The organism is Mesorhizobium sp. RCAM 05104, assembly GCF_059683645.1.
This window is the reverse complement of sequence record NZ_CM185033.1, coordinates 7,118,760-7,141,334: the sequence shown is the minus strand read 5'-3', so window position 1 is coordinate 7,141,334 and position 22,575 is coordinate 7,118,760. Positions and strand designations below refer to the sequence as shown.

The following is a 22,575-nucleotide window of genomic DNA, read 5'->3' as shown; positions in this document are numbered from 1 at the left end:
GCATTCCTCCCATTGGCGAAGTCTTCTCCGCCAGGAGCCGTGCAACACCTGTGCCAAGCGAGCAGGTCTCTCATTTCATTAGGGAAAGTGCATTGAACCATCCGGCTGGACCGGACGCGACGTTCGAAATTCCGAACATGTTGCAGCGCCGAAGGTTCAGCTTTCCGAACGTGGCCCTTCTGTCAGGCCAAAGCGGGTCATCTTTTCCCACAGCGTCGTCCTGGATATGGCAAGAAGGCTGGCCGCCTTGGCGATCTGTCCGCCAGTCTCTTCGAGCGCGCGCTCGATCTGGCGGCGCTCGGCGGCGTCGCGGACATCGGCGAGCGGCGCGAACGAAGCGCTGACGGTCCTGGCCGCGCTGTCGGGGAACAGGTCGCAGGGCATGATCCATTCGCTGGTCGAGAGGGCCACGGCGCGTTCGACGCGGTTTCTGAGTTCCCGGACATTGCCTGGCCAGGGATGGGCAAGGGCGGCCTCCTCTGCCAGCGCGCTGAACCCGCGAATGCGCATGTCCGAACGGCTCACGGCATTTTCCAGGAACCGGTCCATGAGCCAGTCGATGTCTTCCGGTCGCTGTCTGAGCGGCGGGATCTCCACCGGCAGGACCGCCAGCCGGAAATACAGGTCCTCGCGAAAGCCCGTCGCTCCGCCGCGAATTGCAAGATCGCGATGGGTCGCGGTCACGATGCGCGCGCCAAGAGTAACCGGCGCTTCGCCGCCGACGCGATGGAAGCTCCCTTCCTCGATCAGCCGAAGCATCTTTGCCTGAAGCAACAGCGGCATGTCGCCGATCTCATCAAGAAACAGCGTGCCTTTGCCGGCGCGTTCCGCATAACCGAGGTGGCGTCGCTGCGCCCCCGTAAAGGCGCCCTTCTCGTGACCGAAAATCTCACTTTCGAGTAGCTCTGCAGGAATGGCCGCGCAGTTCACGGACACGAACGGTTCGGCGCTTCGCGGCGATATCTGGTGCAGCAGCCGGGCCGCTACCTCCTTGCCAGCTCCGGTTTCACCAGTAATCAGGACCGGCATGTCGTGTCGCGCATAACGATGCAGGAGGTCTTCCACGGACTGGATGCCGCGCGACTCGCCGAGAAAATAGCCTTTCAGCCGAAGCTCCGCGTTGGTCGTGCTGCGCCCCGCCTCGATGCGCCGCAGGAACTCGTCCATGGCGAAGGGCTTGGTCATGAAATCGACCGCCCCCGACCGCATCAGCCGCACCGCCTGGTCGACCTCGCCGAACCCGGTGACGAACATGAACGGCGGCGCGTTCGGGATCTTGGCCACGGCGTTGAAGACCAACTCGCCGGAAATGTCGGGCAACCGGATATCGCAGATGAGGAGATCGAGCGTATCCGCAAGCACAGGTATGCCGTTGATCGCCTCACCTCCCGACTGCCACCACGTCACCTGCCAACCTTCGAGCTCCAGGCGCTGAAGGATCGATCCACCCATGACGGGATCGTCCTCGACAAGTCCTATCCGTGGGCGGTCAGGCAGCATTGGCTTTGACGGTCTCCCCACCGAAGGGAATTTCGAGCGTGACCGCCGTCCCTCCGTCTTGTTTGGCAGTGATATTGGCACTGCCGCCAAGATCGTCAACGACACGGCGGACCATCCACAGGCCGAGACCCCGGCCAGCCCGGACCGCAGGGCCAGGGTCATCGTGCGTGAGTATTGCGGCAATGTCCGCCGGCATTCCAGGGCCTTGGTCGCCGATCTCTATGTGCAATCGGTCGCCCCGGCTCCCTGCCTTCAATGAGACTACCCCTCCCTCCGGCGTTACGGTACTCGCATTGAGCAGCAGGTTGAGCACGGCCTGGCGCACGGGACCTCCTTTGATCGGAAGCTCCCCGGCGCCGTTCCATGCCATGTCCCAATCCAGGCTCTGCCGTCGGCGGCGCAGTTCAGGCTTGAGCAAAAGGCGGACGTCATCGAAGTCTTCCGCAGTGAGAAGCCGTTGCGACCGCTCTGGACGGTAGGTCGCAAGCGCGGCCTCGACGACGTCGCGAATTCCAGTGAGGCCGCGCTCGATCAGGCTGATCGATGTATCGCGAACACCTGGGGTTTCGCCATGCCTCTTCAATGTATCCAGGGCGTTGAAGAGGCCCCCCAAGGGATTGTTGATTTCGTGGGCCATTCCGGATGCCAGCCGACCCAGGCTGGACAGCTTTTCTTCCTCGGCCAGTTGCATGGCAAAATTCGCGCGCTCACGCTCGGCATGGACGAGGGTGTTGTAGCCGCGGAAAAGCCCCGCCACCTCCGAGTCTCCTGCTGGAATTTCGCCCGGTGAAATTGGCTCGGCCGCACCATGCGCGGCGGATCGCATGTGGTTTTCGAGGACGCGCATCGGTGCGATCATCTGCCGGACGATGAGAAAGCCGCCGAGCGAAAAAAGCACAGCCAGCAAGCCATTGGTGACCAGCAGGGTGAACAAGATTTCGCGACGCTCGGCGAACAGGCGCGAGACGTCGAAAGTGGCGTGGATGGTCCCGACAGGCTGTCCTTGATAGATGAGATCGCGCTTGGCGAAGCCGGTCAGAGCGGATTCGTCGATCGTCACGACACCAGGACCATAGCGGCTCAGATAACTGTCCGGAAGTTGCGAGTACGTCGCCATTCGAGTGGGGTCCGTCGCTGCCAGGATCCGACCATCCGACCCGGTCACGACCGTTTCGATCGGAGACAGAGCCGCGTAAGACGACTTGGACCTGTCAAGTGCGTCGAACACCTCCCAAACATCTCCTCTCAGGACCGAAGGGATGACAGCGGACGAGAGGCCGTCGAGGTATGTTTCAGCAAGGCCGTTCAGGGAGCCCTCTTGCGTGCGCGAGAGGCGGTCTAGAACGTGTTCCGAAATCACCGCGCTGATCACAACCATCAGCAACGCAACGATTGCCGGCACGCGATAGGTGACCGGGATCGACCTGAAGCGGCGGATCATGGTCATCCGAATTGCCTCACGATTTCGACCTCGGCCGCAATCGTGTCGAAGAGCGATGGGTCAGTTGCCAGAAAGCCGTCCAGTCTAAGAAGGTCGAGGACTTTCTTGCCTTCGGCATCGTCTTTCATGGAAACAAGGGCCTGCTGCAGGGCCTTCACCCGGGCATCGCTCGCAAGGGATTTTGGCGATGCCACTGGCGGGAAGCCGAGCCATTCCGATTGCCTGACAATTCTGGTTTGCTTGATCAGGTCAGGCTCCGTCTGGCGCATCACCTCGTAGACGTAGCCGTCGACACTGCCCGATTGCGCCAGGCCAGCTGCCACCGCGCGAACGACGTTGCGGTGCCCGTAAGTAAAAAAGTTCCGCGAAAAGAAAGCCTCGGGCAAGAGCTTGTTCTTCGCGAGAAGCGTCCGGGTGACCAGAAAGCCTGAGTTCGGATCCGGGTCGGAAAACGCATGGACATCGCCCTTAAGCCCGGTCCAGTCTTCGACGACGCGGTCGGCAGATGCAACCAGGTAGGATTGGTATAGGGGTCTGCCAAGCCAGACCGGCGTTGCGACCAGATCGAGGTCGGCCTTGAATTGGACGTAGGGATAGCCGCAAATCCAGGCTGAATGGATCTCGCCCGACACGAGCAGCGCGGTGATTTCCTGATAAGTGCGACGCGTCACAAGTTCGACAGGGCCACCGAGTTTGGACGACAGGAACGTTTGCAAATGGCCGAGAAGTTCGAGATCGTTCGACAGGAAGACTGGCGTGAGGCCAAACTTGAACGCAACGTCCTCTGCCGAAGCGCTTGAACGGAAAGCGAGCGAGGCCGCCCCCGCTAGCGTCCCCTTCAAAAGGGCACGCCGGCTCGGTGCATTGCCTTGCCGCACGCAATGCCGCGCATCATGAGTCAAGTATTCCTCCCAATGACGGCCGTTTAGTCGCCAGCACGATCTTAATCGATAAACGACAGCGTGGCGACAGTTGGGCGCGCCCCGGCAACTGACCACAGGAACGCCAGTTTCGATGCGCTACCAGACCCGTCAGCCGCGTTCGCCTGCCAAGACAGGTAATTGCCGATGGTGACCCGGACTCCTGTTCGACGGCTAGGTCCCGTCCGGGGCTCCGGCCATCCGATTAAGATCATTCTGGTGCTCGGGCTCCAACTCGATCCCGTCAAGCGCGCCATTTACAACTGTTCGTGCCCAGTCGGGGAGATCGGCGATGCGGTAGAGCATCCATTGGGCATCTCGCCGCTGAGCCACGACACCAGCCTCGCGCGTCCTTGCCCCAAGACACGTGAACGAACACTCGAAGCGCGCTGCGCCGGTGAGGTATCGCTCCATCGAGCGAGGTCTGAATCCGTCACCCGCGCCGGACTCATGCAATCGGCTTTTTGAGGCGGCTGCCGCAACCGCCGGATTGATTGGCGTGCTGGCGTTATAGTCGAGTTAGTTCAAAGCCATGTCCGGTGACTCCTCGGCAGCTATTCAGAATACCAGAACCTTGTCGGCGGCGAGCGTGGCGGCAGCGAGTTCCGCCATACTGCTGCGTTGCGCGCCTAGCACCATCTCGGTGTCTGCGAGGCCGCGCGCTTCCATGCAGGTGCCACACAGCAGAACCTGTCCCTTGCCGACAACCACCCCTTTAGCATGCGTTCAACATTGTAGTTGCCGTCGGGAGTCTTCTGGCCCGCTTTCGCGGCCGCCACGGCATCGGCCATCAGAAACACGGTGATCATGGTTTCAGGCTCGCTCTTGATGAGAGCAAGAGCAAGCCGAAGACCATTGTAGCAACGTTCGGTACCGTAAGGCGGTCATTAAGGATGAGCAATATCTGCACAAGCGTCCTTTCTTCGGCTAGTCGAAAGCACTTCCGTCGAATAGCGACTTCTGCAGCCTTCAACCATTCGGCGAAGGTGGCCTATTCACCGAGCACGCGTCGGCGCTCTTCGAACTCGTCCTTGTCGATCTCCCCGCGCGCAAAGCGTTCTTTGAGAATGTCGAGCGATGTGCGGCCCGGGGGCGTGTGATGTGGGAGCACTGCCTGCCATGGACCGCCTATCCAACGCAGGAGAACGACTACGGCGGCAATCAGCACCGCAAGCATCAGGATCATGAACAGCGGACCGAAAATCATGGCGTACCAGCCTCCACCCCACCACATCATGTGCGGGCCATAAGCGTATCTATCCGTGTCTGCCGGTGCCTGTGCCCATGTTGGACCAGGCAAGAGGACCAGAACCGCGATCGCCGCGGCGAAATTCTTGGTCAGAATTTTTTCCATCAGCTTGCTCCGTGACGACCGACACCGGCGGATTGCTTCCTCAGTTATGCTACTCCGCTTGGCGGCTCGGTATTTTGCGCGAGATCAAGAAAGGCCACCCGAACGCTCGCGCATGACGAGCGCGACGATGGCTCCAGAGACAAACGTCAATGCGGCGATCGATGTGATCGCCCATGAGAGCCCGAAGCGATCGGCGATGAGACCTGCGGAGAGCGCGCCGATCGCGTAGCCGAGATCGCGCCAGAATCGATAAACGCTGAGCGAGCGGGCGCGCCAGGTTGGATGCGAGGCGTCGGAAACGGCCGCGATCAGACTTGGATAGACCATTGCGGTTCCAAGGCCGAGAAGAAGACTGCCGATAAGCCACCATTCGAACCGGCTCGTGGCGGCGGTAAGAAACAGGCCGGCGGCCTGGGTCCACATTCCGGCGACGATCAGGCCCTTGCGACCCCAGCGATCGCTCAAGGGGCCGGTGACGATCTGCAGGATTCCCCATGTCGCGGGATAGATCGCCTTCAGGATGCCGATGCGCTCGACGCCAAGTCCGAAAGAAACGAAGAACAGCGGGAATATGCCCCAGCTCATGCCGTCGTTGAGGTTGTTGACGAGGCCGGCTTGCGAGGCCGCGAATAGATTGCGATCCCGGAACGAAGTCAGCGCGAAGACCTCCCGGAAGCTTATCGGCGCGGATTGCTGTGCGTGAGTGGATGCCTCCAGCCGGAGGTGGTCGCGCGTGTCGCGGACCAGCAGGATCGATAGCATGGCGCCAATGACCGCGTAGCCGATCCCGAGATAGATCGGCACCGGCCGCAATCCGTATCGCGAAGCAAGATAGCCGGTGAGGAACGCCGTTACGCCGACGGCGAGATAGCCGGCAAATTCATTGAGGCCGACGGCAAGGCCGCGCGACTTCGGGCCGACGAGATCGACCTTCATGATCACCGTCATCGACCAGGCCAGTCCCTGGTTGATGCCGAGCAGTGCATTAGCCGCAATCACCCATCCCCAGCTCGGGGCCCAGATGATCATGAACGGGACCGGCAAGCCGACAAGCCAGCCGAGGACGAGAACGCGCTTGCGCCCCCAGCTATCGGCGAGCTGGCCCGAGACGAGATTGGCAAGCGCCTTGACCACGCCGAAGCTGACGATGAAGGAGACGACGAGTGTCGTCGACGTGATGCCGAACTCTTCCGACCCGATGAGCGGCACGACCGTGCGTTCGATCCCGACCATGCCGCCGACAAAGGCATTCACCAGCATCAGGAGAGCAAATTGCCGCCAGTTTTCCTTGAGCCCAAGCCTTACCGTCGAGCCTGCTGACCGCGAAAGCGATGCCACATTGCTCACCGGTCAGGCCGCAGCGGCGGCCAGGCCGGCATTGGCGGCGCGGTTGCGCGCCGCATCCGGCGGCGGGGGCGGTATGTCCGCGATCATCGTAGCAACGAAAACGTCCTCGTCCTCGATGCGGAATGCCTTGTTGAAGCGCTTTTCGAAGCCAATCGTGGATGTCGGCTTGCCGCTGAGCGAGCGCCCGCAGACCGAGCCGGAATAGGCGCCTGGCAGCACCTCGACGTGATCTGGCAGTTGCTTGAGACGGCGCACGCTGGAAAACAGCATCCGCGCACCGGCCTCAGCGCTGGTTGCAAGTTCGGTTCGTCCAAGATCGCCAACCATGAGCGTGTGGCCTGTCAGCACGAACCATGGCTCGGCCGCGCGTGTCCTGTCGGTGACCAGGAGCGAGACGTGCTCCGGCGTGTGTCCGGGCGTGTGCATGACGGTCATGGTCACGTTACCCAGCTCAAGCACCTCGCCGTCCTTGGCGCCCCGAAACGGGAAACCGGCTTGCGCGCCATCGAAGAGCACGTATTGCGCGCCGGAAGCTGCGGCGAGCGAGCGCCCGGTGGAAATGTGGTCGGCATGAATGTGCGTGTCGACCACGTAGAGGATGCGCATGCCGGTTGCCTCGGCAACCCTAAGATAGGGTGCGATGTCGCCGACCGGATCGACGACGGCGGCGGCCGACTTGCCGCCGCATCCGAACAGATAGGACGCGGCGACGGGATCGGAATGGAGGAATTGACGGAGGATCATGGCTTGCGCTCTCTTCCTCTCCTGGGTAACATTCAATTATTCTGCTGAATGTTTCATCGAGAAGGTCGCATGTCAAGCATCGGGCCAAAACAGGCGATCTTCGCCAGCCTTGCCGAAGTAGCTCAGGCGCTCGGGCATGCGCACCGGCTGGAATTGCTGGAGCATCTCGCCCAGGGCGAACGCAGCGTCGAGGGACTTGCGGCGCGAGCCGGCCTCAACTTTGCCAACGCCTCACGCCACCTTCAAATTCTTCGACGCGCGCGACTTGTCGAGGCGCAGCGGCACGGCAAGCATGTGCTTTATCGTCTTGCCGGAGATGCCCAGGTGGTCGAATTGATGAAGGCCCTGGGGCGCGTCGGCGAGCGGAACATCGCCGAGGTCAATCGCGTCATGACCGACTATTTCCACACTCGCGACGCGCTGGAGGCCGTGTCGCGCGAAGATCTTGTCTCAAGGCTGCATGACGGCCTTGTCACTGTTCTCGACGTCCGGTCGGAGGATGAATTTGCGCTCGGACATCTTCCGGGGGCGCTCAACATCCCGCTCACTGAACTCAAGCGCCGGTTGGCGGAGCTTCCCGCGAACCGGGAGGTCATCGCCTATTGCCGTGGTCCTTATTGCGTCCTGTCCTTCGAGGCTGTCGCGGCATTGCGGATGCGAGGGTATGTCGTTCACCGGCTCGAGGACGGCTATCCCGAATGGAAGGCTGCAGGCCTTCCAGTTGAGGCAGCGGCCTGAAGTGGTCTTGCATCCAAAGATTTATGGACGAACATCATGACGCCACCAATTCCGCGATCACCTTTGCTCGATCTAAAGGACTATTCGGCCGTGTCCGTGTTTCAGGTTGAAAACATGCTGCGCGAGGCGCGGCGGCAGAAAGGCCTGCCTCTGGAGCCCGTGCCTGCCGTATGCGTACTTGATCCGGACGGCGACATCGTGCGCCGCTTGCGGAACGATGGCCGCGCCCGCCCCTCGGCGGGCTGGGCCTGCTATCATACAGTGCTTGACGAGTTCGAGTTGGGCGGCCAGACGCTTGGCGTCATTGGCTGTGCGGTCGGTTCTTCGTTCGCCGTGCTGGTCGCCGAGCAGCTGTTTGCCTCGGGATGCCGCTTGCTGATCAGCATCACCTCGGCGGGGCAAATAACGCCGCTCGGGCCACCACCGTATTTTGTGTTGATTGACCGCGCCGTTCGCGACGAGGGCACCAGCCACCACTACCTGGCGCCGGCTGAATTCGCCGAAGCCAATCCGGACCTCATAGCGCGGATATGCCCATACCTTCGAATTTGCCTGAGCCCATGCATACAGGAGCGAGCTGGACCACCGATGCCCCCTTTCGCGAAACTGAGCGGGCGATTGAAGCCCGCAGAGCGCAGGGCATTGCTGCCGTGGAGATGGAGGCGGCGGCCCTCTATTCCTTTGCGTCGGCGCGTCACAAGGACGTGATTTGCTTTGCCCATGTAACAAACCAGATGGGTCAGACCGAAGGTGATTTTGAGAAGGGTGAAGCGGACGGTACTGCCGACGCATTGGCCGTAATCAGTGCGGTTGCGCGGAGCCATAGGAGCCGCCGGCGGTTATGTCTCAGTCCAATTTTGCGGACCTGACGATAGCCGCTCGCGAGCGATCGAAGTCCAGAACCAGTTTATGCCGAAGCAAGGCATAGAGGATTATCGGCATTCCGATCACCCCAGGCAGAATCCAAAACGCAATGTCCGGAAGCTCCTTCCAGAGAGGCAAGTTCCTGCCGTTGTCGACGTAGAATGCGGTAAGCATCACGATGTAAGACGCGCCCATGCCGGTGAGATGCAGCCTGGGCCATTGGCGCCAGTGCCGCCGGGCGGCAGTGCGTCCGAAACACGCAGACACGAAAGAAACAGTTCCTAGAGCGAACAGGTGGGCGTTTTCCGCCCAACGCATGAGCGACAGAACGCTCATGGTGACGAACACGCCGAACAGGCACCAGAAGTAAATGATGCCGAAGTTCGAGTGCCGGCCATACCCCTTTTTACTGAGCATCGCGACAGCGCCGGTGATTGCGGCGGCGAGCCCGAACAGAACATGACCGCCGACAACAGTCAGAAAGACTGGGTCGCTGGACGGAATAGGAATGCCCAGGACGATTGTCGAGCTTACGTTTTCCATGCTCGCTTGCCGCTGAATTTCGATCTTTTGCACCATGTCGCCTTGGAAGGACTGCGTGATTTTCAAGGATATGGCTGCACTAGGCAAGGGCGGTGGCGGCGGTTAAGTCAAGTCTTGCAAGGATTGCCAGCGATTTTTCGGATGTCGTTGGCTGACAAAAGCGCTCTTCCAGCGCAACGGCCGTATGTCGTTCGGGGTCACAAGCACAATCGTGAGGGATTGCCTGCAACGTCCGTTGTCGAGCCTCAATGCAATATCTGGTTCAGGAACAGTTTTGTGCGCACGCTTGCACTGGAGAGAATATCGCGCGCTTGGGATCGAACTCATACCGCTCCTCGAACGAAGCAGCATCCCCGGCGAGCTGGATGACGGAGTCGATGATGTAATCGACCTTATCGTCCGGCAACAGCACACTGAAATTCAGTCGAGTGAAGCCTGGCTTGGTAATCTCGTCGCCGCCGAGAATCGCACGGCGTAGACGGTCGGACTCGCTTTCGTCGATCGCGAGGAGGCGATGAACATAGGGGCCTGCGCAGGCGCAGCCGCCGCGCGCCTGGATGCCGAACCGGTCGCTCAGCATCCTTGTCACGAGTTGCTGATGGACATAGCCGCCCCTGCCGTTCCTAAGCCGGAACGAGAAAATCGGCAGGCGTTCGGCAGTTAAGTGACCCAGCAGTTCGAGATCGTCGACGGATGCCCAGGCGTCGATTGCGCGTTCGGTCAGTTGGCGGTTGCGCCGCGCAATCTTGTTCTCGCCGATCGCATCCTTGACCAGAAAGGACAGTGCCGCCCGGATATCACCAATGACGTTGGGCGTACCGGCCTCCTCGCGGACCTCGACGCTGTCGCTGTAATCATGGCCGCTGGGAGAAACGAACTTCACTGTGCCACCGCCTGGCCAAGTCGGCTTGACGGAGACCACAGCATCCTGACGCACCACCAGCACACCGGAGGCACCCGGACCTCCCGGGAACTTGTGCGGAGAAACAACGATCGCGTCGATCTCTGCGTCTTCGGAAGGAGACATGCAAATGGGCAGATAAGGTCCTCCACCGGCGTAGTCCCAGATCACTTTTGCGCCGACCTGCTTGAGAAGACGCGTGACGGCGACCACGTCGGTCAGGATACCGGTGACGTTTGACGCGGCGGAAAAGGCTCCGATGATCAATCGGTCTGGGCCGACCTGCGAGAGGACTTCCGCGAGCTGGGCGAGATCTGGCCCACCGTCGGCGCCCTCGCCAATCTCGACGACTTCCGCACCGCTTTCCCGCCATGGCAGAATGTTGGAGTGATGCTCGTAGGGGCCAAGGATGACGCACGGGGTCTCACCCCGCGCGAGTGCGCCGGGAATTCCCAGCAAAGCAGTCAGGCGGTTGATGCCAGCCGTTGCTCCCGAGCCGGCGAATATAACTGCGTGGCGCTCATCCGCGCCGCAGAAGGCGGCGACCGTACTGCGGGCTTCTCGGCGCAGGCGGGTCATGAAGCCACCGCAAAACGACGCCTCGGTATGGCTGTTCGCGTAGTATGGCAGAATCTTTTCGATCACAAACTGCTCGACTTGACGCAGCGCCCGTCCCGACGCCACGTAGTCCGCATAGACCAGCGTCTTGCGTCCAAAGGGTCCGTCCATCTCCGCGTCGATGCCGATCAGCCCTGCCTGAAGTGAGGTCACCACGTCACTGTCGCCAAGGCTACCTGCGAACTGCTCCAGAAGGCTCAGCGCGGGGGGAAAATGGTGACGGTTCACGTTCATAGCTAAAACACTTGGTTTGTCTGGCCTGTGCCGCAGTATAGCCACGCGCCGCTGTTAATCCCCATCAAAATTCTGCAACAATTGCCAAAACTTGGGTCATTTGATCGAATCAATGTCAGAAATTGATAGCTTTGATCTGAAAATCATGAGCAGCCTGCAAAATGACAGCAGCCTGTCCCAGCGGGATCTTGCCGAAAAGGTTGGCCTCTCACAAAACGCGTGCTGGCGCCGCCTGCAGCGCCTCCATGCAAGCGGGCTTGTGCGCGGATCGCATGCGGAGATCAACCTGCAGGCGCTCGGCTTCGATCTCATTGTCTTCGTGATGATCAAGACCCGCCACCATTCGCGCGAATGGGCCGACGACTTCCGCAGGCATGTCGAGCGCCTGCCGGAAGTTGCCGACTTCTATCGGATCGGCGGCGATTGGGACTATCTGCTGAAGGTCGTCACCAAGGGGATGGCAGGCTACGACGCCTTCTACCAACAGCTAATCACCAATTTCGATTTGGCCACTGTGACTGGCTTCTTCTCGATGGAGGCGATCTTTCAGAGCCGCCCGTCGGATCTCAACCGGATGCGATGAGATCACCACTGGACCGCAGGACAATCCCCTCGCAACCATCCGACGCGCATGGACGCCAAACGCGGTGTTCAGATCACCGGGCGGCGGTTGCGGTCAGCCAATGGCAAGCTGCAACGCCGCCATGCGGTACAGATCGCAGCATTGGTTCCTCGACGCGGCAGACATCGATAGCTACCGTATCTCAGTGATGGTGGCCTTCCGGCTCGATCATTTTGAACGGCAGCACCTGCTCGCGATTCGTCGCAGCCAAGATCAGCCTCGCTTCGAACTCATGGGGTTCGGCAGGGGCCACGGTGCTCTCAAGGCGATGATGATCGTCGGCGACAGGCTCGAGGCGAAGTGTCTCCGGTCCCTTTGGCCGGTCGATTATCACCATAGCCGTCAAATCATCAGCGTGCCGGTCGATCGTGAGACGCATCCGCTCGCCGCCAGGCGTATCGACGATTTCCAATGTCCCTGCGGCCAGATCGCACTCGACCTTGAAGGGCGCGGGAGCATGATGAGCATGAGAGCTTCCCATGCCCGGTGCGGGCGGATTGGCCGGGTTCTCAAGACGAACATTCGCTTCCGCCAGGGCCGGCAAGTGAGCAGACAGTTCCTCCTTCAGGGCCTCGGTGACGCTTAGGACCTCTTTTGCCGTCGCGGTGTCCAGTACACCGATGGCAACGTCCGCATGCAGGCGATGCCCGATCCAGCGCGCCTGCACGCTTTGGACACGCTCGATGCCGGGCACGTGCTCGGCGGCATGACGGATTTCATCGACGATGCCGGGTTCGACGCCGTCGAGCATGCGCGTGAGGACAGCTTTCGACGATTGCCAAACGATCGCGAAGATCGCTAGCGTGATCAGGAGCCCGATGATCGGATCGGCAAGCGGAAAGCCAAGCCACACGCCAAGAGCACCCAGGACAACCGCAAGACTCGTAAAGCCATCCGTGCGGGCATGATAGCCATCCGCGATCAGTGCCGCGCTGTTAATCTCGCGGCCGACACGGATGCGGAACACCGCCACGACCTCATTGCCGATGAAGCCTATGAGGCCGGCGATGGCGACCCAGCCGAGAAATGCGATAGGTCGCGGATTGATCAGCCTGTCGATCGCTTCGTAGCCGGCGACGATGGCGCTGAAGAGGATGATGAGAACGATCAGGATTCCGGCGAGATCTTCGACGCGGCCCAAGCCGTAGGTGAAGGTCTTGCTCGGCTGGCGGCGGGCCAGCACAAACGCGACCCACAACGGTACGGCTGTCACCGCGTCGCCGACATTGTGGATCGTATCGGCCAGCAGCGCCACGCTCCCGGAAAGGATCACGACGACGAGCTGAAGCGCTGCCGTGATGGCCAGAACGACGAATGACCATTTGATCGCCCAGATGCCGCGCGTCGTCGTCGCGATCGTAGGATCAATGACGCCATGGGTGTGCCCGTGGCCACCTTCTCCATGGTCATGACCGTGTCCGCCGAAAGCCTGTGACATCGGGCCGAAGCCGAACCATTCACGTACTTTATCCATCATGCCGCGTCTCACAGGTACTTGGTGATTTCCTTGAACTCGTCGATCGAGCGGCGCTGCTCACGCGCCAAAGGACCGACGACATCTTCAAGGCAATGGTTGAGATGGTCCTGGATCAGGGTCTTCTTGGCCTGGCAGATGGCCTTTTCGACCGCATGAAGTTGCTGGGCGATATCTAGGCAGGGGCGGCCCGCCTCGATCATCTCAATTATGCCTTTGAGATGCCCGTCGGCCCGTTTCAGGCGCTTGACAATATCAGGGTGAGTTTCGTGGACGTGTGGCTGTTCGCTCATGGCTTGATTCCTATCCCCCTGGAGAGGATATGGCAATATCGATTCGAGCGTCCGCCTGTGCTCGCCGGGGAGACTGCCATTTGCTCGCCGGCGGGCACCGCCGGCGGCTTATCGGGTGTATTGGCCTATGCGGCAATCCACTCTGAAGAGTTGTTAGAATCCCCTACGGCAGAGGTTTTCGAGATCCGCTTTTGCCATGGCCTCGATGCCGAGCGCAGGAAGAATATCATTGTCACCCTTGAGATCGCGACCATAAGCCGCCGAGAATATGGAAATTCCAGACTCATGGAGGATCGCTGGATTTCCGCTCATCTTCCCCAGAAATACGGTCGGTAGCAGCCCGAACGGAACGTCCTCCAGAATATAGCGGCTTTCGATAGTTGTCGGGCCAAAGCCGCCACGGCCTTGGCGATCCATCTCCTGATTCATCTCCGAAACGGAGCCCTTGGGGACGTGGAACGACAATGAAAAATGCTCTTCGACGGTGCGTACGGCTATGCCGAAACGGGCAGCGATCGCCAATCGTTCGGCGTCCAGAGCCTCGATGAAGCGGCCAACGGCCGGGGTGATGTTTCCCCCCTGGCTCCATTGCTCGGCCTTCTCCATGCGCGTGAGATTGAGAAGGGCAATTCCCAGATGGTTCTGGGGGTTGAGGTTGCTGAGCGCGATCGCAAGCAGACCGTCGCGCTTGACGAAACGATCGCCGAACAGGGCCGTGCAAAGCTCGAACCCTTGGTCCAGCGCATTGAATGGCAGCGTCGCAACATCAAGCTTCTGGCGAACGGTGGTAACATCGATTTCAGTTGGTCCGCGCTGGCGGCCGGTCACGAGCGTTGTGCCCCAGACGACGATCGGCAGGCTGACCTTGCGCTCCGCCAGCTGCTTGGAAAGATACAGCGCTCCGAAGGAACTGTGAGAGCTGATGATGACCGGCAATCCCTCGCTCAGATAAGGAGTGGCAGCATCCATCACCATCTTGTGGCCGTTAGCCGGCAGCGCGATTATGACGACGTCCGCATTGGCAATGGCATCTTTACAATCCTTGGCGATGCGCACCGGTACCGTTGCCTCGATAGCCCCCGTGGCCTTCAGCAATTCGCCGGCGGCAAGCGCCTTGGTGCGCTCTCCGGACGGCGACCAAAGCATAGGGTCGTGTCCAGCTTCCGCCAAATAGGCGGCAAGGCCATAAGCAATCGCTCCGGCGCCCAGAACACTCACCCGCATAGTAATGCTCCCGTTGCAGCCATCGAGGCTCTAAGACTGTCGCGGCCCTCCAGCCCATGCCGAAATTGCAGCCGCGTCGTTGACCGCTTGATGTGCCGCCCGATTGCCCTTCGAGATGGCGCCGGCTAATCGGCGTCGGATAACGGTCGGCCGGCAGCTCATGAGCCACCTCTTCGCCGCCTTTCCCCATGCCGTGGGGTTATCCCAGGTTACCTGCGAGACTGCGATTCAGCTGAACGAATTCCGCTCAAGAGAGCTGCGAGGAGGCTTACCCTTAGGTCCGCACCCTCAGCGCCTGCTCCAGCCTATCGGCAATCTGGGTGACGACATAGGCAATCACCATGTAGATCACGACGGCAATCACGAAGGCCTCGAGGTAGTAGTAGTTCAGCGCGGCGGTTAACTGGGACTGGGCGAAGATATCGACAACCTCAATGGCGAATCCGAGTGAAAGTGCCTTCATGATGACCATCATCGACGTTGTCAGGTCGGGAATCGCAGTGAGGGCCACCTGTGGGAACAAGACCCGCCGGAAGAGTTGGCCGCCTGAGTAACCCAGCGAATAGGCCGCGTCCGACTGGCCGGTGTCAAAGGCATTGAGGGCCCCTTTGATGATCTCCGCCTGGAAGGCAGCGACACAGCCGGTAATCGCGATGACAAGGATGATCCAATTCGGCATCTCGTGGGCGTTGGCGTCGATCCCGAGCGCCGAGTACAGGAATTGCAAGGCCGTGGGCAGGCCGAAATAGGACAGGAAAATCACGATCACCATCGGGACACCCTTCAGGATGATCTTGTAGACCATGACAAGCTCTCGAAGCACAGAGACACGTCTGTATTCGACAAGGGCAAACAGGCTGCCGACTATAACGGAAAGGGGGAAGATCAAGAGCGCCATTCCAAGCGTTATAGGTACGGCTCCCAGAATTTCCCGCGTGTCCTGGAGCAAAATTTCGGTGTCGAACATGGCTGAATACCTTCGTTAGGTCAGGCGTTCGAGATGAGCGCGTGCTTGATCTGAGTTGTGGCCGTCGCCTCTGGCGCCTGCATGGGCGAGCGAAGCTCGAAGAAGCGAATGATAAGCCACGCGATCAGGCACAACACGGAATAGATGACCGCCAGCACGAGGTAGGTCTCGAACTGGTACTGGTTGTAGTCCCGCTCCATGATCAGGTGCGCGGTCGCCATCACGTCCGCCGCCCCGATATACATGACCAGCGCGACGTTATGGATCAGGTAGATGATGGAGTTTCCGTATCCCGGCAGGCCGATATGTATGGCTTGCGGGCCGACGATGCGGAATATCTTTTGCCTGAAGGTATAGCCCAGGCTGTCGGCCGCATCGTGCTGGCCTCGATCGACCGCCAGATATGCAGGCCGCATGACCTCGGAAAGGTAGCCACCGTGATAGAGGCTGAGCCCCACCATGGCGGCGACGTTTGGCGAGAAGAAATCGGCGGCGCCGAACAGGGCCACCAGAAGGGGAAGCCCGTAGAACGCGACGAAAAGTTGCAGCACCACGGGAACACTTCGCGCGTACGACACGTAAAGGTCGACCAGGTTGCTGATCACCGGCACCCTGCGGATTCGCAGAGTCGACGCCACGAGCGCCAGGCAGAACCCGACGACAATGGCCGTAAACGTAATGGCGAGCGTCAGCGGCAACGCCGAGAGCAACTCGGGGATCATAGCAGAAACATCCACTTTGAAGCACTCCTTCTTGCAATTCAGCCTTGCCGCTGACTAACCAGAATGGTTGCAGACGTCGTCTTACTTCATGTACTGGACTATCCCCTCGCCGAACCACTTCTGCGAGAGCTTTTCGATCGTGCCGTCGTCTTTCAATTGCTTGAGAACCTTGCTCACATCGTCGGCCAGAACCTTGTTCTCGTCCGAATTGTGAATCAGCATGTAGGTGTTGTTGCTGAAGACCGGTTCGGACGCCACGATGTCGAGCTTTTTCTCCTCGATCACGGTCTGCTCACCCAGGTTCGATGGCAGGACCAGCGCGTCGAACTTGCCGTTCTGGACTTCATCCAGCCGGTTCGGGTACGGGATGCCGGCGCTCGAAGCCGTCACGTCAAGCTTGTATTGCGGATTTTCCTTCTGCCAGTTCATGACGAACTTGTAGGTTCCGCCACCGGCATTGAGCGGAACGATCTTCTTGCCGACGAGATCTTTCATTTCCTTGATGCCGCTGTCTTTTTTGCTGTAGATCTTCATCAGGCTGGCACCCATCGGGTTTTCCGGGATGAGGAACTGCTTGGCGCGCTCGGGGGACTTGTAGAAGCCGCCGACCGCGATGTCGTACTTGCCCGTGGCCAGGCCGGTTTCCTGCGCTATATCAGAGACACCTTCCATCTCGAACTTGTACTGCGGCAGCTTTGCGTTGATCGCCCTCAGGAGGTCGGGTTCATAGCCTTGCGGCTCGACGCCGAGCGCGCCCCATGCCAGCGGCTTGGACTCGGCAGACGTCGCGATCTTGATTGTCCGAACGGTCTGACCGTAACTGATCCCTGCTGTCGCAAGGGCAATTGCGATGCCGCCGGCGACGGCCAGGGCATGGCGACGGGAAAAACTGGATTTGATTGCAGACATTTCTTAGGTTCCCTTCTTGTTGAGTTTTGAGTTATTGAAAAGCAAGTTCAGACTGCAGGAATTGAGCAAGTCGTGGGCTGGAAGGCGCATCGAAGATCTCAGCCGGACTGCCGTCGGCGGCAACCACGCCACGATCCATGAAGACGATCCGGTTTGAGATGTTCCTTGCGAATTGCATCTCGTGGGTCACAAGCAGCGAAGTGATCCCGGACGACGTGACGTCCTTGATCACCTTCAGAACTTCACCGACCAGTTCAGGATCAAGCGATGATGTCGGTTCGTCGAAGAGCATCACATCGGGCCGAACCGCTAGCGCCCGTGCGATACCCGTACGCTGAAGTTGGCCGCCAGAGAGTTGAGACGGATAGCTGTCTCGCTTCGAGGAGAGGCCGACGCGCTCAAGCTCCCGCACGGCGATTTCCCGTGCCTCTTCCTTGGATTTGCGCTGCACGACAACAAGCGGATCCATCACGTTCTGAATGACCGTCATGTTCTTGAAGACGTTGAACTGCTGGAAGACCATTGCCGTCCGCAACCGGATCGCCTGGACCGCCGTCTTATCAACATGCTGGTAATCCATCTGGATTTGATCGAATGCGATGGTCCCAGATGTCGGCTTAGCGAGGTAGTTGATGCATTTCAGCAGCGTGGTCTTACCGGTACCGCTGGGGCCGATGATTGACACCACATCTCCGCGTTTCACCGAGAGATTGACGCCGTTCAGGACCTGCGTGCTTCCGTAGGACAGCTTTATGTCTTTGAGTTCAAGCATTCTGATTGGTGCCCTTCACAGTGTGGGACGGAGTGCCTCGACCGCATGCGACATCATCACCCGCTTTCCGCATGGCCGAGAACGTGCATCAGCCGGTTAGCCCAGCCGAAAATCGATATGGCGTGGATCAGGTCTATGATTTCCCGATCATCCATGCCGACAGATCGAAGCGCCGCGATATCGTCTGCCGTCGCTTCCGACGGAGCCGCCGACAGGTGGCGGGCAAAGCTGTAGATTGCCGCATCGCGTGGGCCGAGCGCTTCAGGGCTGTCGAGATAAAGTGCGGTGACCACTTGGTCGCTCTTGGTCAGCTCTGCATGCCTGCGGGCATGAACCACGGCACAGAATTTGCAGCCATTGACGATCGAGGCACCCAATGCACCAAGTTCGCGGTCGGGACGGGCAAGCCCGCCTTCGACATACATGATTGCGTTGAACATGATGGTGCGGGCAAGATAGCTCTCTGGGTCATGCGCAAGGGTGCGCACATATTCCGAAACTTTCTTGGCCGATGGCGTGACCTTCATCGCTTCAAGCTGTTCCGGCGTGGCCTCGGATAGCTCGACCGGCGCGATGTAGGGATGCCAATTCAATGGCTTCAGGCGAACCGAGGAAATCATGTCGACCTCATCAGGCGCAAGCCGGCCGCCACCCGTGTCTGGAAATTGACAAAGGCAATCAGTTCGGAGAGCGCGACGATCTGGGGATTGTTCAGTCCGACCTTGGCAAGCAGTTCGATATGGCTCGCTTCCGCCTTCTTCGGCGTCATGGTGATCAGGTCAACATGACGGACGATGGTCGCCAGGGGTTCATTCAAATCCGTTTCCCCCTGGGCCAAGGCCAGAAGCTGCTCAGTCGGACCAAGCTGAGCCAGTTGCACATCATATTCGGCCATCAGGACCGGATCTGCATTCATGGCGGCCATGCGACGGGCCAGGGCAACCCTTAAATTAGCGGCCAGCCCCTGATCGTTTGCCGGATGCAGCACGGAGATGCGACATTCCTCCGCCCCTCGCACGAATTCGGGTCGAAACCGCCGTGCGGCGAAAAGGGCATCATCCGGTGAAAGACCGGCGGCCTTGTCCATTGCGTCGATCACAACGCGGCCTCCTTCTGCAGCAAGGGGGTTGAATCGACCCATTCGTCGCCCTGAAGTTCGGGAGTGTCGTAAGCAATGAGATTGGCGAAGTGGGTTTCGACGTCTTCGGCAAAAAGCGATGCGGTAATGCCGCGGACCAGGCGGTCGGCGCCGGCACTGACAGCCGGGATATCGCCGGAGACCTTGCCGTGGGTCAGCATGGCCGCGTCGTTGAAGCAGTGGATATGCGCCAGCATCGGGCAAGAGCCGGGGACACGTTCGCGAAATTCGAAGGCGGGACCAAGATCCGGCGCGTCCGACATGCCTGCACGCGCCGGCCCCATATCCGGCGTATATCGACCATCCGACCAGGTGCGGATGTATGGGGCGAGTGCTGCAAATTCCGGGCGGTCGCTGAAGTCGTTCGAAAAGCCGGTTGCCGCGATCAGGAAGTCGTAGCGCATCGGGCCCTGCGTGGTTTCGACCAGAAGGCCATCCGCATCTTGCTTTACCGCGATTATGCCGCAGTCGAGAAAGAACCGGGCGTTCGGGTGGCGAGATACGCGAAGCGTCGATGAACGCGGCGGCGGCGTCTGGGTCGAGGCGGTGTAGTCGAAGAACTTCCACTTCCAGGCATCGGGCAGGTGGCAGATGCCGTGCACCACACCCTGGCTGCCGATGCCGGTCAGCTTGTTGATGCGAGGCATTTCCTTGCGCCGGATCAACATGTCCACGGAGCCGGCGCCCGCTTCGAGCGCCGTTGCGGCGTTGTCCATGGACGAGGCACCGGCACCGATGACCGCCACGCGCTTACCTTTAAGCGCACCAAAATCGATGTCGTCGGCTGAATGAGCCCAATAGGTGTGGTCGATACCCCTCAGGAAATCGGGCACGGTAAAACCGCCGAGACCCGACCGGCCTGTGGCCAGAACGAGATGGCGGGTGAGAATCCGACCTGTTTCCGCGCCCTCGATATCGACCGCAATCAGGTCACCAACAGGCGCGACCCCGGTCATGCGCACGCCATTGCGCACCGGCAGCGCAAGAACCTTGCGATACCAGACCAGGTAATCCATCCACTGGCCCTTGGGGATTTTGTCCAGGGACTGCCAGGCTTCGACGCCCCATTGTGCCGTGAACCAGGCGCGGAACGTGAGCTGCGCCAGGCCGAGCGACGGACCGTTGAGGGTCTTCGGCGACCGAAGTGTTTGCATGCGGGCAAATGTTACCCACGGCCCCTCGAGCCCTGCCGGAGCAGCATCATAGGCGACGACATTGGTGATCCCGGTCAGCACCAGCTTTGCCGTGGCCGCAAGTCCGCACATGCCGGCGCCTATGACGACGACGTCACGGACCGGCACACCATCGCGGGAGACTGCGGGGACCCAGGGCTTGGCGGGCAGCTCGAGAAAGTCGAGATCCTGCTCAAGCTTTGCTTCTAGCGCGGCAAGGCCCGTGGACACTGCCGAGGTGGGAGTATGCCTCATATTCCGGTTCCGTAATTTATGCTCGATCCGGGACCGGTCACCAGTTGGCCGGCCATGCCCGGGTCGAGTCTAGTAAAACCGGCGATCGACCGTTCTGCGACAGCTTCGACAGCCTCAACCAACGCCTGCGGTACTGCGCGCAGCGGTCGGTTTTGGGCAACCAATACGCCCCAGTAGAATGGAACGGTGATGTCGATCGCGCGAATGACGACGCCAGGGGGCTCAGGCCGTAGGCCGTGAGAGGATCGATAATCGCGGCGAAACCTACTTTGTTTGCGATCAGCAGGGCGCTGTAGGCAGTATTCGTCCGGATCACCGGACCCGTCTCGATACCACGGGCCGCCAGTGTCCGAGAAATGTGCGATTGAAACCGCAGCGGGTTGAGGATCGTGGCGAGTGGGCGACCGGAGAAAGCAGACAGCGGAACGACATCGAACTCAGCCAGCGCATCGCCCTCATGCATGGCGACAACGACCGGCGCCGAATAAAGCCGCAGGACATCCAATCCAGGCGTATCGAGCGGCAAGCTTGAAAAGCCCATCTCGGCACGCCCGCTGCGGACTTCCTGAGCGACTGTCGAGGACAGAAAATGTCCAATATGCGTCTCATACGGAAGCTCGATATTTTTCAGCTCTGCCAAGGCCGTCGGGATCAAACCGTTGCCGATTGCGGCGGTTGTAGCGATTTGGAGGATCCGGCCCTTGCCAGCGGCAATCATCTTTGCTCGAGCAGCAAGTTCCGTGAACGACATCAGCAGACGCCGCGCTTCTTCCTCGAAGGCAACCCCCTCTTCAGACAACTGCACCCGTCGACCGATCCGGTGCAGCAATTCGAAGCCAAGCTCGGCCTCGAGATCCTGAATGGTGCGTGTCACCGCGGGTTGGGAACGCCCGAGCAAATCGGCCGCCTTGGTAATGCTGCCGCTGGCGGCAACCGCAAGAAAGGTCTGAAGGTCTCGGGTTTCCATGGTCGCCTTCATGCATATTCTGCATGAATAGCACCATCTCATGCAGATTTGATCTATGTCAAGGCGAAAACAATTTTTCAGGAGAACGCGTTCAGCGCGGCTGCGATGATTGTGGCATTCGTATCCGGCATCGCGATCGTGGCCGGGTCCATCCAAGCGGGGTAGTCGAGCGACTGCTCGGCAAGCTCAGCGAGCTCTCGCCGCATATCCCGCTTCGTCGGGGCGTTGCTCGGCGAAACGCCGCGATACGCACCGATCGTGGCGACGAGACTGTCCGTGATCGACATTGACCCGCGACGATGGAGCGGTGTCTCGGAAGCCAATCGGCAACTTAGCAGGGGCACGATGACCGGTTCATGCGATCGCAGGCATTCCCACGGCCTTCCGCGAAAGGACCTGGCCGGAACAACTAGCCTTGCCCAACGAGATCGTGACGGTCACATTCTTGCCGATGGGAGGACAACGGAAATCTGATCGGTTATGCCGATCCGGCCATGATACCATTTGAAATATCGGCTGCGGCGCAACTGATCGGGCGCCGCCTTGGGCATATCACCGCCAGATACTGCGGTAATATACAGACCCTCTCGGGCTTCTCATTCCCAGGAGAATTATTTCCCAAGTACGGCTCGATATCCGAAGCCTGCCAATTATGTTCCACATCGAGAAATTCCTCAGATATGTGTTGCAGGGCCACTCCGAAAGTACGGTTTCATCGAGGGTGACTCTATTTTCGCCGGGAAGGGTCCGTCCAGCGGCACCGGAACGGGATCGTCCATCGTCCTACGGCGCAAATCAAGCACAGACGCGCCAATTTGATCCACGTCATAGCGAGTTCAGCTGCCAAGGTTTGAAA

General features: G+C 60.0%; 25 protein-coding genes and 1 pseudogene. 4 read left to right on the top strand and 22 right to left on the bottom strand.

All coding sequences use genetic code 11. The features are described 5' to 3' along the window. Positions 1 to 156 precede the first annotated feature (156 nt). The 8 genes from AC56QP_RS34870 to AC56QP_RS34835 form a co-directional block, all read right to left on the bottom strand. Complete coding sequence (locus tag AC56QP_RS34870) at positions 157 to 1,500, bottom strand: sigma-54-dependent transcriptional regulator (protein ID WP_489861450.1); 1,344 nt, start codon at positions 1,498 to 1,500, stop codon at positions 157 to 159. Continuing rightward, positions 1,490 to 2,947 carry a sensor histidine kinase gene (locus tag AC56QP_RS34865; protein ID WP_497100883.1) on the bottom strand — a complete coding sequence of 486 codons (1,458 nt, stop codon included), beginning with the start codon at positions 2,945 to 2,947 and terminating at the stop codon, positions 1,490 to 1,492. The genes AC56QP_RS34870 and AC56QP_RS34865 overlap by 11 nt, the downstream gene beginning before the upstream one ends. Continuing rightward, positions 2,944 to 3,819 carry a substrate-binding domain-containing protein gene (locus tag AC56QP_RS34860; RefSeq protein ID WP_497109060.1) on the bottom strand — a complete coding sequence of 292 codons (876 nt, stop codon included), beginning with the start codon at positions 3,817 to 3,819 and terminating at the stop codon, positions 2,944 to 2,946. The genes AC56QP_RS34865 and AC56QP_RS34860 overlap by 4 nt, the downstream gene beginning before the upstream one ends. Before the next feature lie 600 nt (positions 3,820 to 4,419). Next, positions 4,420 to 4,530: a hypothetical protein gene (locus AC56QP_RS34855; RefSeq protein ID WP_489861454.1), complete on the bottom strand. Its 111-nt coding sequence runs from the start codon at positions 4,528 to 4,530 to the stop codon at positions 4,420 to 4,422. Beyond that, complete coding sequence (locus AC56QP_RS34850; RefSeq protein ID WP_489863442.1) at positions 4,491 to 4,691, bottom strand: hypothetical protein; 201 nt, start codon at positions 4,689 to 4,691, stop codon at positions 4,491 to 4,493. Before AC56QP_RS34850 ends, AC56QP_RS34855 begins: the two co-directional genes overlap by 40 nt. 161 nt (positions 4,692 to 4,852) lie before the next feature. Next, entirely contained in the window at positions 4,853 to 5,215 is a 363-nt protein-coding gene (locus AC56QP_RS34845) for an SHOCT domain-containing protein (RefSeq protein ID WP_497100884.1), read from the bottom strand. An 84-nt stretch (positions 5,216 to 5,299) separates the two neighbouring features. Then, a complete protein-coding gene (locus AC56QP_RS34840) occupies positions 5,300 to 6,475 on the bottom strand; it encodes an MFS transporter (RefSeq protein ID WP_489863444.1) in 1,176 nt (391 codons plus the stop codon). 90 nt (positions 6,476 to 6,565) lie between these two features. Next, complete coding sequence (locus tag AC56QP_RS34835; RefSeq protein ID WP_489861455.1) at positions 6,566 to 7,306, bottom strand: MBL fold metallo-hydrolase; 741 nt, start codon at positions 7,304 to 7,306, stop codon at positions 6,566 to 6,568. 69 nt (positions 7,307 to 7,375) lie between these two features. Here AC56QP_RS34835 and AC56QP_RS34830 point away from each other — a divergent pair, with 69 nt between their 5' ends. The 3 genes and pseudogenes from AC56QP_RS34830 to AC56QP_RS34820 all read left to right on the top strand — a co-directional run bounded on the left by AC56QP_RS34830 (position 7,376) and on the right by AC56QP_RS34820 (position 8,913). Next, positions 7,376 to 8,044 (top strand): ArsR/SmtB family transcription factor, encoded by a 669-nt coding sequence (locus tag AC56QP_RS34830; RefSeq protein ID WP_489861456.1) that lies wholly within the window; start codon positions 7,376 to 7,378, stop codon positions 8,042 to 8,044. 36 nt (positions 8,045 to 8,080) lie between these two features. Beyond that, positions 8,081 to 8,518 (top strand): annotated as a pseudogene (locus AC56QP_RS34825) (nucleoside phosphorylase-I family protein); the annotation flags it as partial. A 56-nt stretch (positions 8,519 to 8,574) separates the two neighbouring features. Then, positions 8,575 to 8,913, top strand: coding sequence for a phosphorylase family protein (locus AC56QP_RS34820; RefSeq protein WP_497103871.1), 339 nt, complete (start codon positions 8,575 to 8,577; stop codon positions 8,911 to 8,913). Here the strand turns inward: AC56QP_RS34820 and AC56QP_RS34815 are convergent. Then, entirely contained in the window at positions 8,891 to 9,517 is a 627-nt protein-coding gene (locus AC56QP_RS34815) for a hypothetical protein (RefSeq protein ID WP_489861458.1), read from the bottom strand. The two genes, AC56QP_RS34820 and AC56QP_RS34815, sit on opposite strands and share 23 nt — an antisense overlap. A 196-nt stretch (positions 9,518 to 9,713) precedes the next feature. After that, complete coding sequence (locus tag AC56QP_RS34810) at positions 9,714 to 11,204, bottom strand: aminotransferase class V-fold PLP-dependent enzyme (RefSeq protein ID WP_489861459.1); 1,491 nt, start codon at positions 11,202 to 11,204, stop codon at positions 9,714 to 9,716. 112 nt (positions 11,205 to 11,316) lie between these two features. Between AC56QP_RS34810 and AC56QP_RS34805 the strand changes: the two genes are divergently transcribed. Then, on the top strand, positions 11,317 to 11,787 hold the full coding sequence (locus tag AC56QP_RS34805; RefSeq protein ID WP_256752878.1) for an Lrp/AsnC family transcriptional regulator: 471 nt from the start codon (positions 11,317 to 11,319) through the stop codon (positions 11,785 to 11,787). Between the two features lie 181 nt (positions 11,788 to 11,968). Here AC56QP_RS34805 and AC56QP_RS34800 read toward each other — a convergent pair whose 3' ends face one another. The 12 genes from AC56QP_RS34800 to AC56QP_RS34745 form a co-directional block, all read right to left on the bottom strand. Next, positions 11,969 to 13,303: a cation diffusion facilitator family transporter gene (locus AC56QP_RS34800; RefSeq protein ID WP_489861460.1), complete on the bottom strand. Its 1,335-nt coding sequence runs from the start codon at positions 13,301 to 13,303 to the stop codon at positions 11,969 to 11,971. Between the two features lie 8 nt (positions 13,304 to 13,311). Next, on the bottom strand, positions 13,312 to 13,593 hold the full coding sequence (locus AC56QP_RS34795) for a metal-sensing transcriptional repressor (RefSeq protein ID WP_489861461.1): 282 nt from the start codon (positions 13,591 to 13,593) through the stop codon (positions 13,312 to 13,314). A gap of 153 nt (positions 13,594 to 13,746) precedes the next feature. Beyond that, positions 13,747 to 14,817 (bottom strand): NAD/NADP octopine/nopaline dehydrogenase family protein, encoded by a 1,071-nt coding sequence (locus AC56QP_RS34790; protein ID WP_489861462.1) that lies wholly within the window; start codon positions 14,815 to 14,817, stop codon positions 13,747 to 13,749. Positions 14,818 to 15,091: 274 nt separating this feature from the next. Then, complete coding sequence (locus AC56QP_RS34785) at positions 15,092 to 15,784, bottom strand: amino acid ABC transporter permease (RefSeq protein ID WP_489861463.1); 693 nt, start codon at positions 15,782 to 15,784, stop codon at positions 15,092 to 15,094. 20 nt (positions 15,785 to 15,804) lie between these two features. Next, complete coding sequence (locus AC56QP_RS34780; protein WP_489861464.1) at positions 15,805 to 16,521, bottom strand: amino acid ABC transporter permease; 717 nt, start codon at positions 16,519 to 16,521, stop codon at positions 15,805 to 15,807. 66 nt (positions 16,522 to 16,587) lie between these two features. Further along, the gene (locus tag AC56QP_RS34775; RefSeq protein ID WP_489861465.1) at positions 16,588 to 17,415 is read right to left on the bottom strand and encodes a transporter substrate-binding domain-containing protein; all 828 of its coding nucleotides are present in this window, start codon (positions 17,413 to 17,415) and stop codon (positions 16,588 to 16,590) included. A 31-nt stretch (positions 17,416 to 17,446) separates the two neighbouring features. Further along, positions 17,447 to 18,187: an amino acid ABC transporter ATP-binding protein gene (locus tag AC56QP_RS34770; protein ID WP_489861466.1), complete on the bottom strand. Its 741-nt coding sequence runs from the start codon at positions 18,185 to 18,187 to the stop codon at positions 17,447 to 17,449. Positions 18,188 to 18,243: 56 nt separating this feature from the next. Continuing rightward, a complete protein-coding gene (locus AC56QP_RS34765; RefSeq protein WP_489861467.1) occupies positions 18,244 to 18,807 on the bottom strand; it encodes a peroxidase-related enzyme in 564 nt (187 codons plus the stop codon). Next, positions 18,804 to 19,286, bottom strand: coding sequence for a CMD domain-containing protein (locus tag AC56QP_RS34760; protein WP_489861468.1), 483 nt, complete (start codon positions 19,284 to 19,286; stop codon positions 18,804 to 18,806). The genes AC56QP_RS34765 and AC56QP_RS34760 overlap by 4 nt, the downstream gene beginning before the upstream one ends. After that, positions 19,283 to 20,752 (bottom strand): NAD(P)-binding domain-containing protein, encoded by a 1,470-nt coding sequence (locus AC56QP_RS34755; RefSeq protein ID WP_489861469.1) that lies wholly within the window; start codon positions 20,750 to 20,752, stop codon positions 19,283 to 19,285. Before AC56QP_RS34755 ends, AC56QP_RS34760 begins: the two co-directional genes overlap by 4 nt. 37 nt (positions 20,753 to 20,789) lie before the next feature. Further along, positions 20,790 to 21,731 (bottom strand): LysR family transcriptional regulator, encoded by a 942-nt coding sequence (locus AC56QP_RS34750; RefSeq protein ID WP_497109014.1) that lies wholly within the window; start codon positions 21,729 to 21,731, stop codon positions 20,790 to 20,792. A 65-nt stretch (positions 21,732 to 21,796) separates the two neighbouring features. Continuing rightward, positions 21,797 to 22,006: a hypothetical protein gene (locus AC56QP_RS34745; protein WP_489861471.1), complete on the bottom strand. Its 210-nt coding sequence runs from the start codon at positions 22,004 to 22,006 to the stop codon at positions 21,797 to 21,799. Positions 22,007 to 22,575 lie beyond the last annotated feature (569 nt).

Excerpts from the sequence above, each read along its gene's own strand:
- AC56QP_RS34870 (WP_489861450.1), bottom strand. The coding sequence starts at position 1,500 with ATGCTGCCTGACCGCCCACGGATAGGACTTGTCGAGGACGATCCCGTC.
- AC56QP_RS34865 (WP_497100883.1), bottom strand. The coding sequence starts at position 2,947 with ATGACCATGATCCGCCGCTTCAGGTCGATCCCGGTCACCTATCGCGTG.
- AC56QP_RS34855 (WP_489861454.1), bottom strand. The coding sequence starts at position 4,530 with ATGGAAGCGCGCGGCCTCGCAGACACCGAGATGGTGCTAGGCGCGCAA.
- AC56QP_RS34845 (WP_497100884.1), bottom strand. The coding sequence starts at position 5,215 with ATGGAAAAAATTCTGACCAAGAATTTCGCCGCGGCGATCGCGGTTCTG.
- AC56QP_RS34840 (WP_489863444.1), bottom strand. The coding sequence starts at position 6,475 with ATGCTGGTGAATGCCTTTGTCGGCGGCATGGTCGGGATCGAACGCACG.
- AC56QP_RS34835 (WP_489861455.1), bottom strand. The coding sequence starts at position 7,306 with ATGATCCTCCGTCAATTCCTCCATTCCGATCCCGTCGCCGCGTCCTAT.
- AC56QP_RS34830 (WP_489861456.1), top strand. The coding sequence starts at position 7,376 with ATGTCAAGCATCGGGCCAAAACAGGCGATCTTCGCCAGCCTTGCCGAA.
- AC56QP_RS34820 (WP_497103871.1), top strand. The coding sequence starts at position 8,575 with ATGCCCATACCTTCGAATTTGCCTGAGCCCATGCATACAGGAGCGAGC.
- AC56QP_RS34810 (WP_489861459.1), bottom strand. The coding sequence starts at position 11,204 with ATGAACGTGAACCGTCACCATTTTCCCCCCGCGCTGAGCCTTCTGGAG.
- AC56QP_RS34805 (WP_256752878.1), top strand. The coding sequence starts at position 11,317 with ATGTCAGAAATTGATAGCTTTGATCTGAAAATCATGAGCAGCCTGCAA.
- AC56QP_RS34800 (WP_489861460.1), bottom strand. The coding sequence starts at position 13,303 with ATGATGGATAAAGTACGTGAATGGTTCGGCTTCGGCCCGATGTCACAG.
- AC56QP_RS34795 (WP_489861461.1), bottom strand. The coding sequence starts at position 13,593 with ATGAGCGAACAGCCACACGTCCACGAAACTCACCCTGATATTGTCAAG.
- AC56QP_RS34790 (WP_489861462.1), bottom strand. The coding sequence starts at position 14,817 with ATGCGGGTGAGTGTTCTGGGCGCCGGAGCGATTGCTTATGGCCTTGCC.
- AC56QP_RS34785 (WP_489861463.1), bottom strand. The coding sequence starts at position 15,784 with ATGTTCGACACCGAAATTTTGCTCCAGGACACGCGGGAAATTCTGGGA.
- AC56QP_RS34775 (WP_489861465.1), bottom strand. The coding sequence starts at position 17,415 with ATGTCTGCAATCAAATCCAGTTTTTCCCGTCGCCATGCCCTGGCCGTC.
- AC56QP_RS34770 (WP_489861466.1), bottom strand. The coding sequence starts at position 18,187 with ATGCTTGAACTCAAAGACATAAAGCTGTCCTACGGAAGCACGCAGGTC.
- AC56QP_RS34765 (WP_489861467.1), bottom strand. The coding sequence starts at position 18,807 with ATGATTTCCTCGGTTCGCCTGAAGCCATTGAATTGGCATCCCTACATC.
- AC56QP_RS34755 (WP_489861469.1), bottom strand. The coding sequence starts at position 20,752 with ATGAGGCATACTCCCACCTCGGCAGTGTCCACGGGCCTTGCCGCGCTA.
- AC56QP_RS34750 (WP_497109014.1), bottom strand. The coding sequence starts at position 21,731 with ATGAAGGCGACCATGGAAACCCGAGACCTTCAGACCTTTCTTGCGGTT.
- AC56QP_RS34745 (WP_489861471.1), bottom strand. The coding sequence starts at position 22,006 with ATGTCGATCACGGACAGTCTCGTCGCCACGATCGGTGCGTATCGCGGC.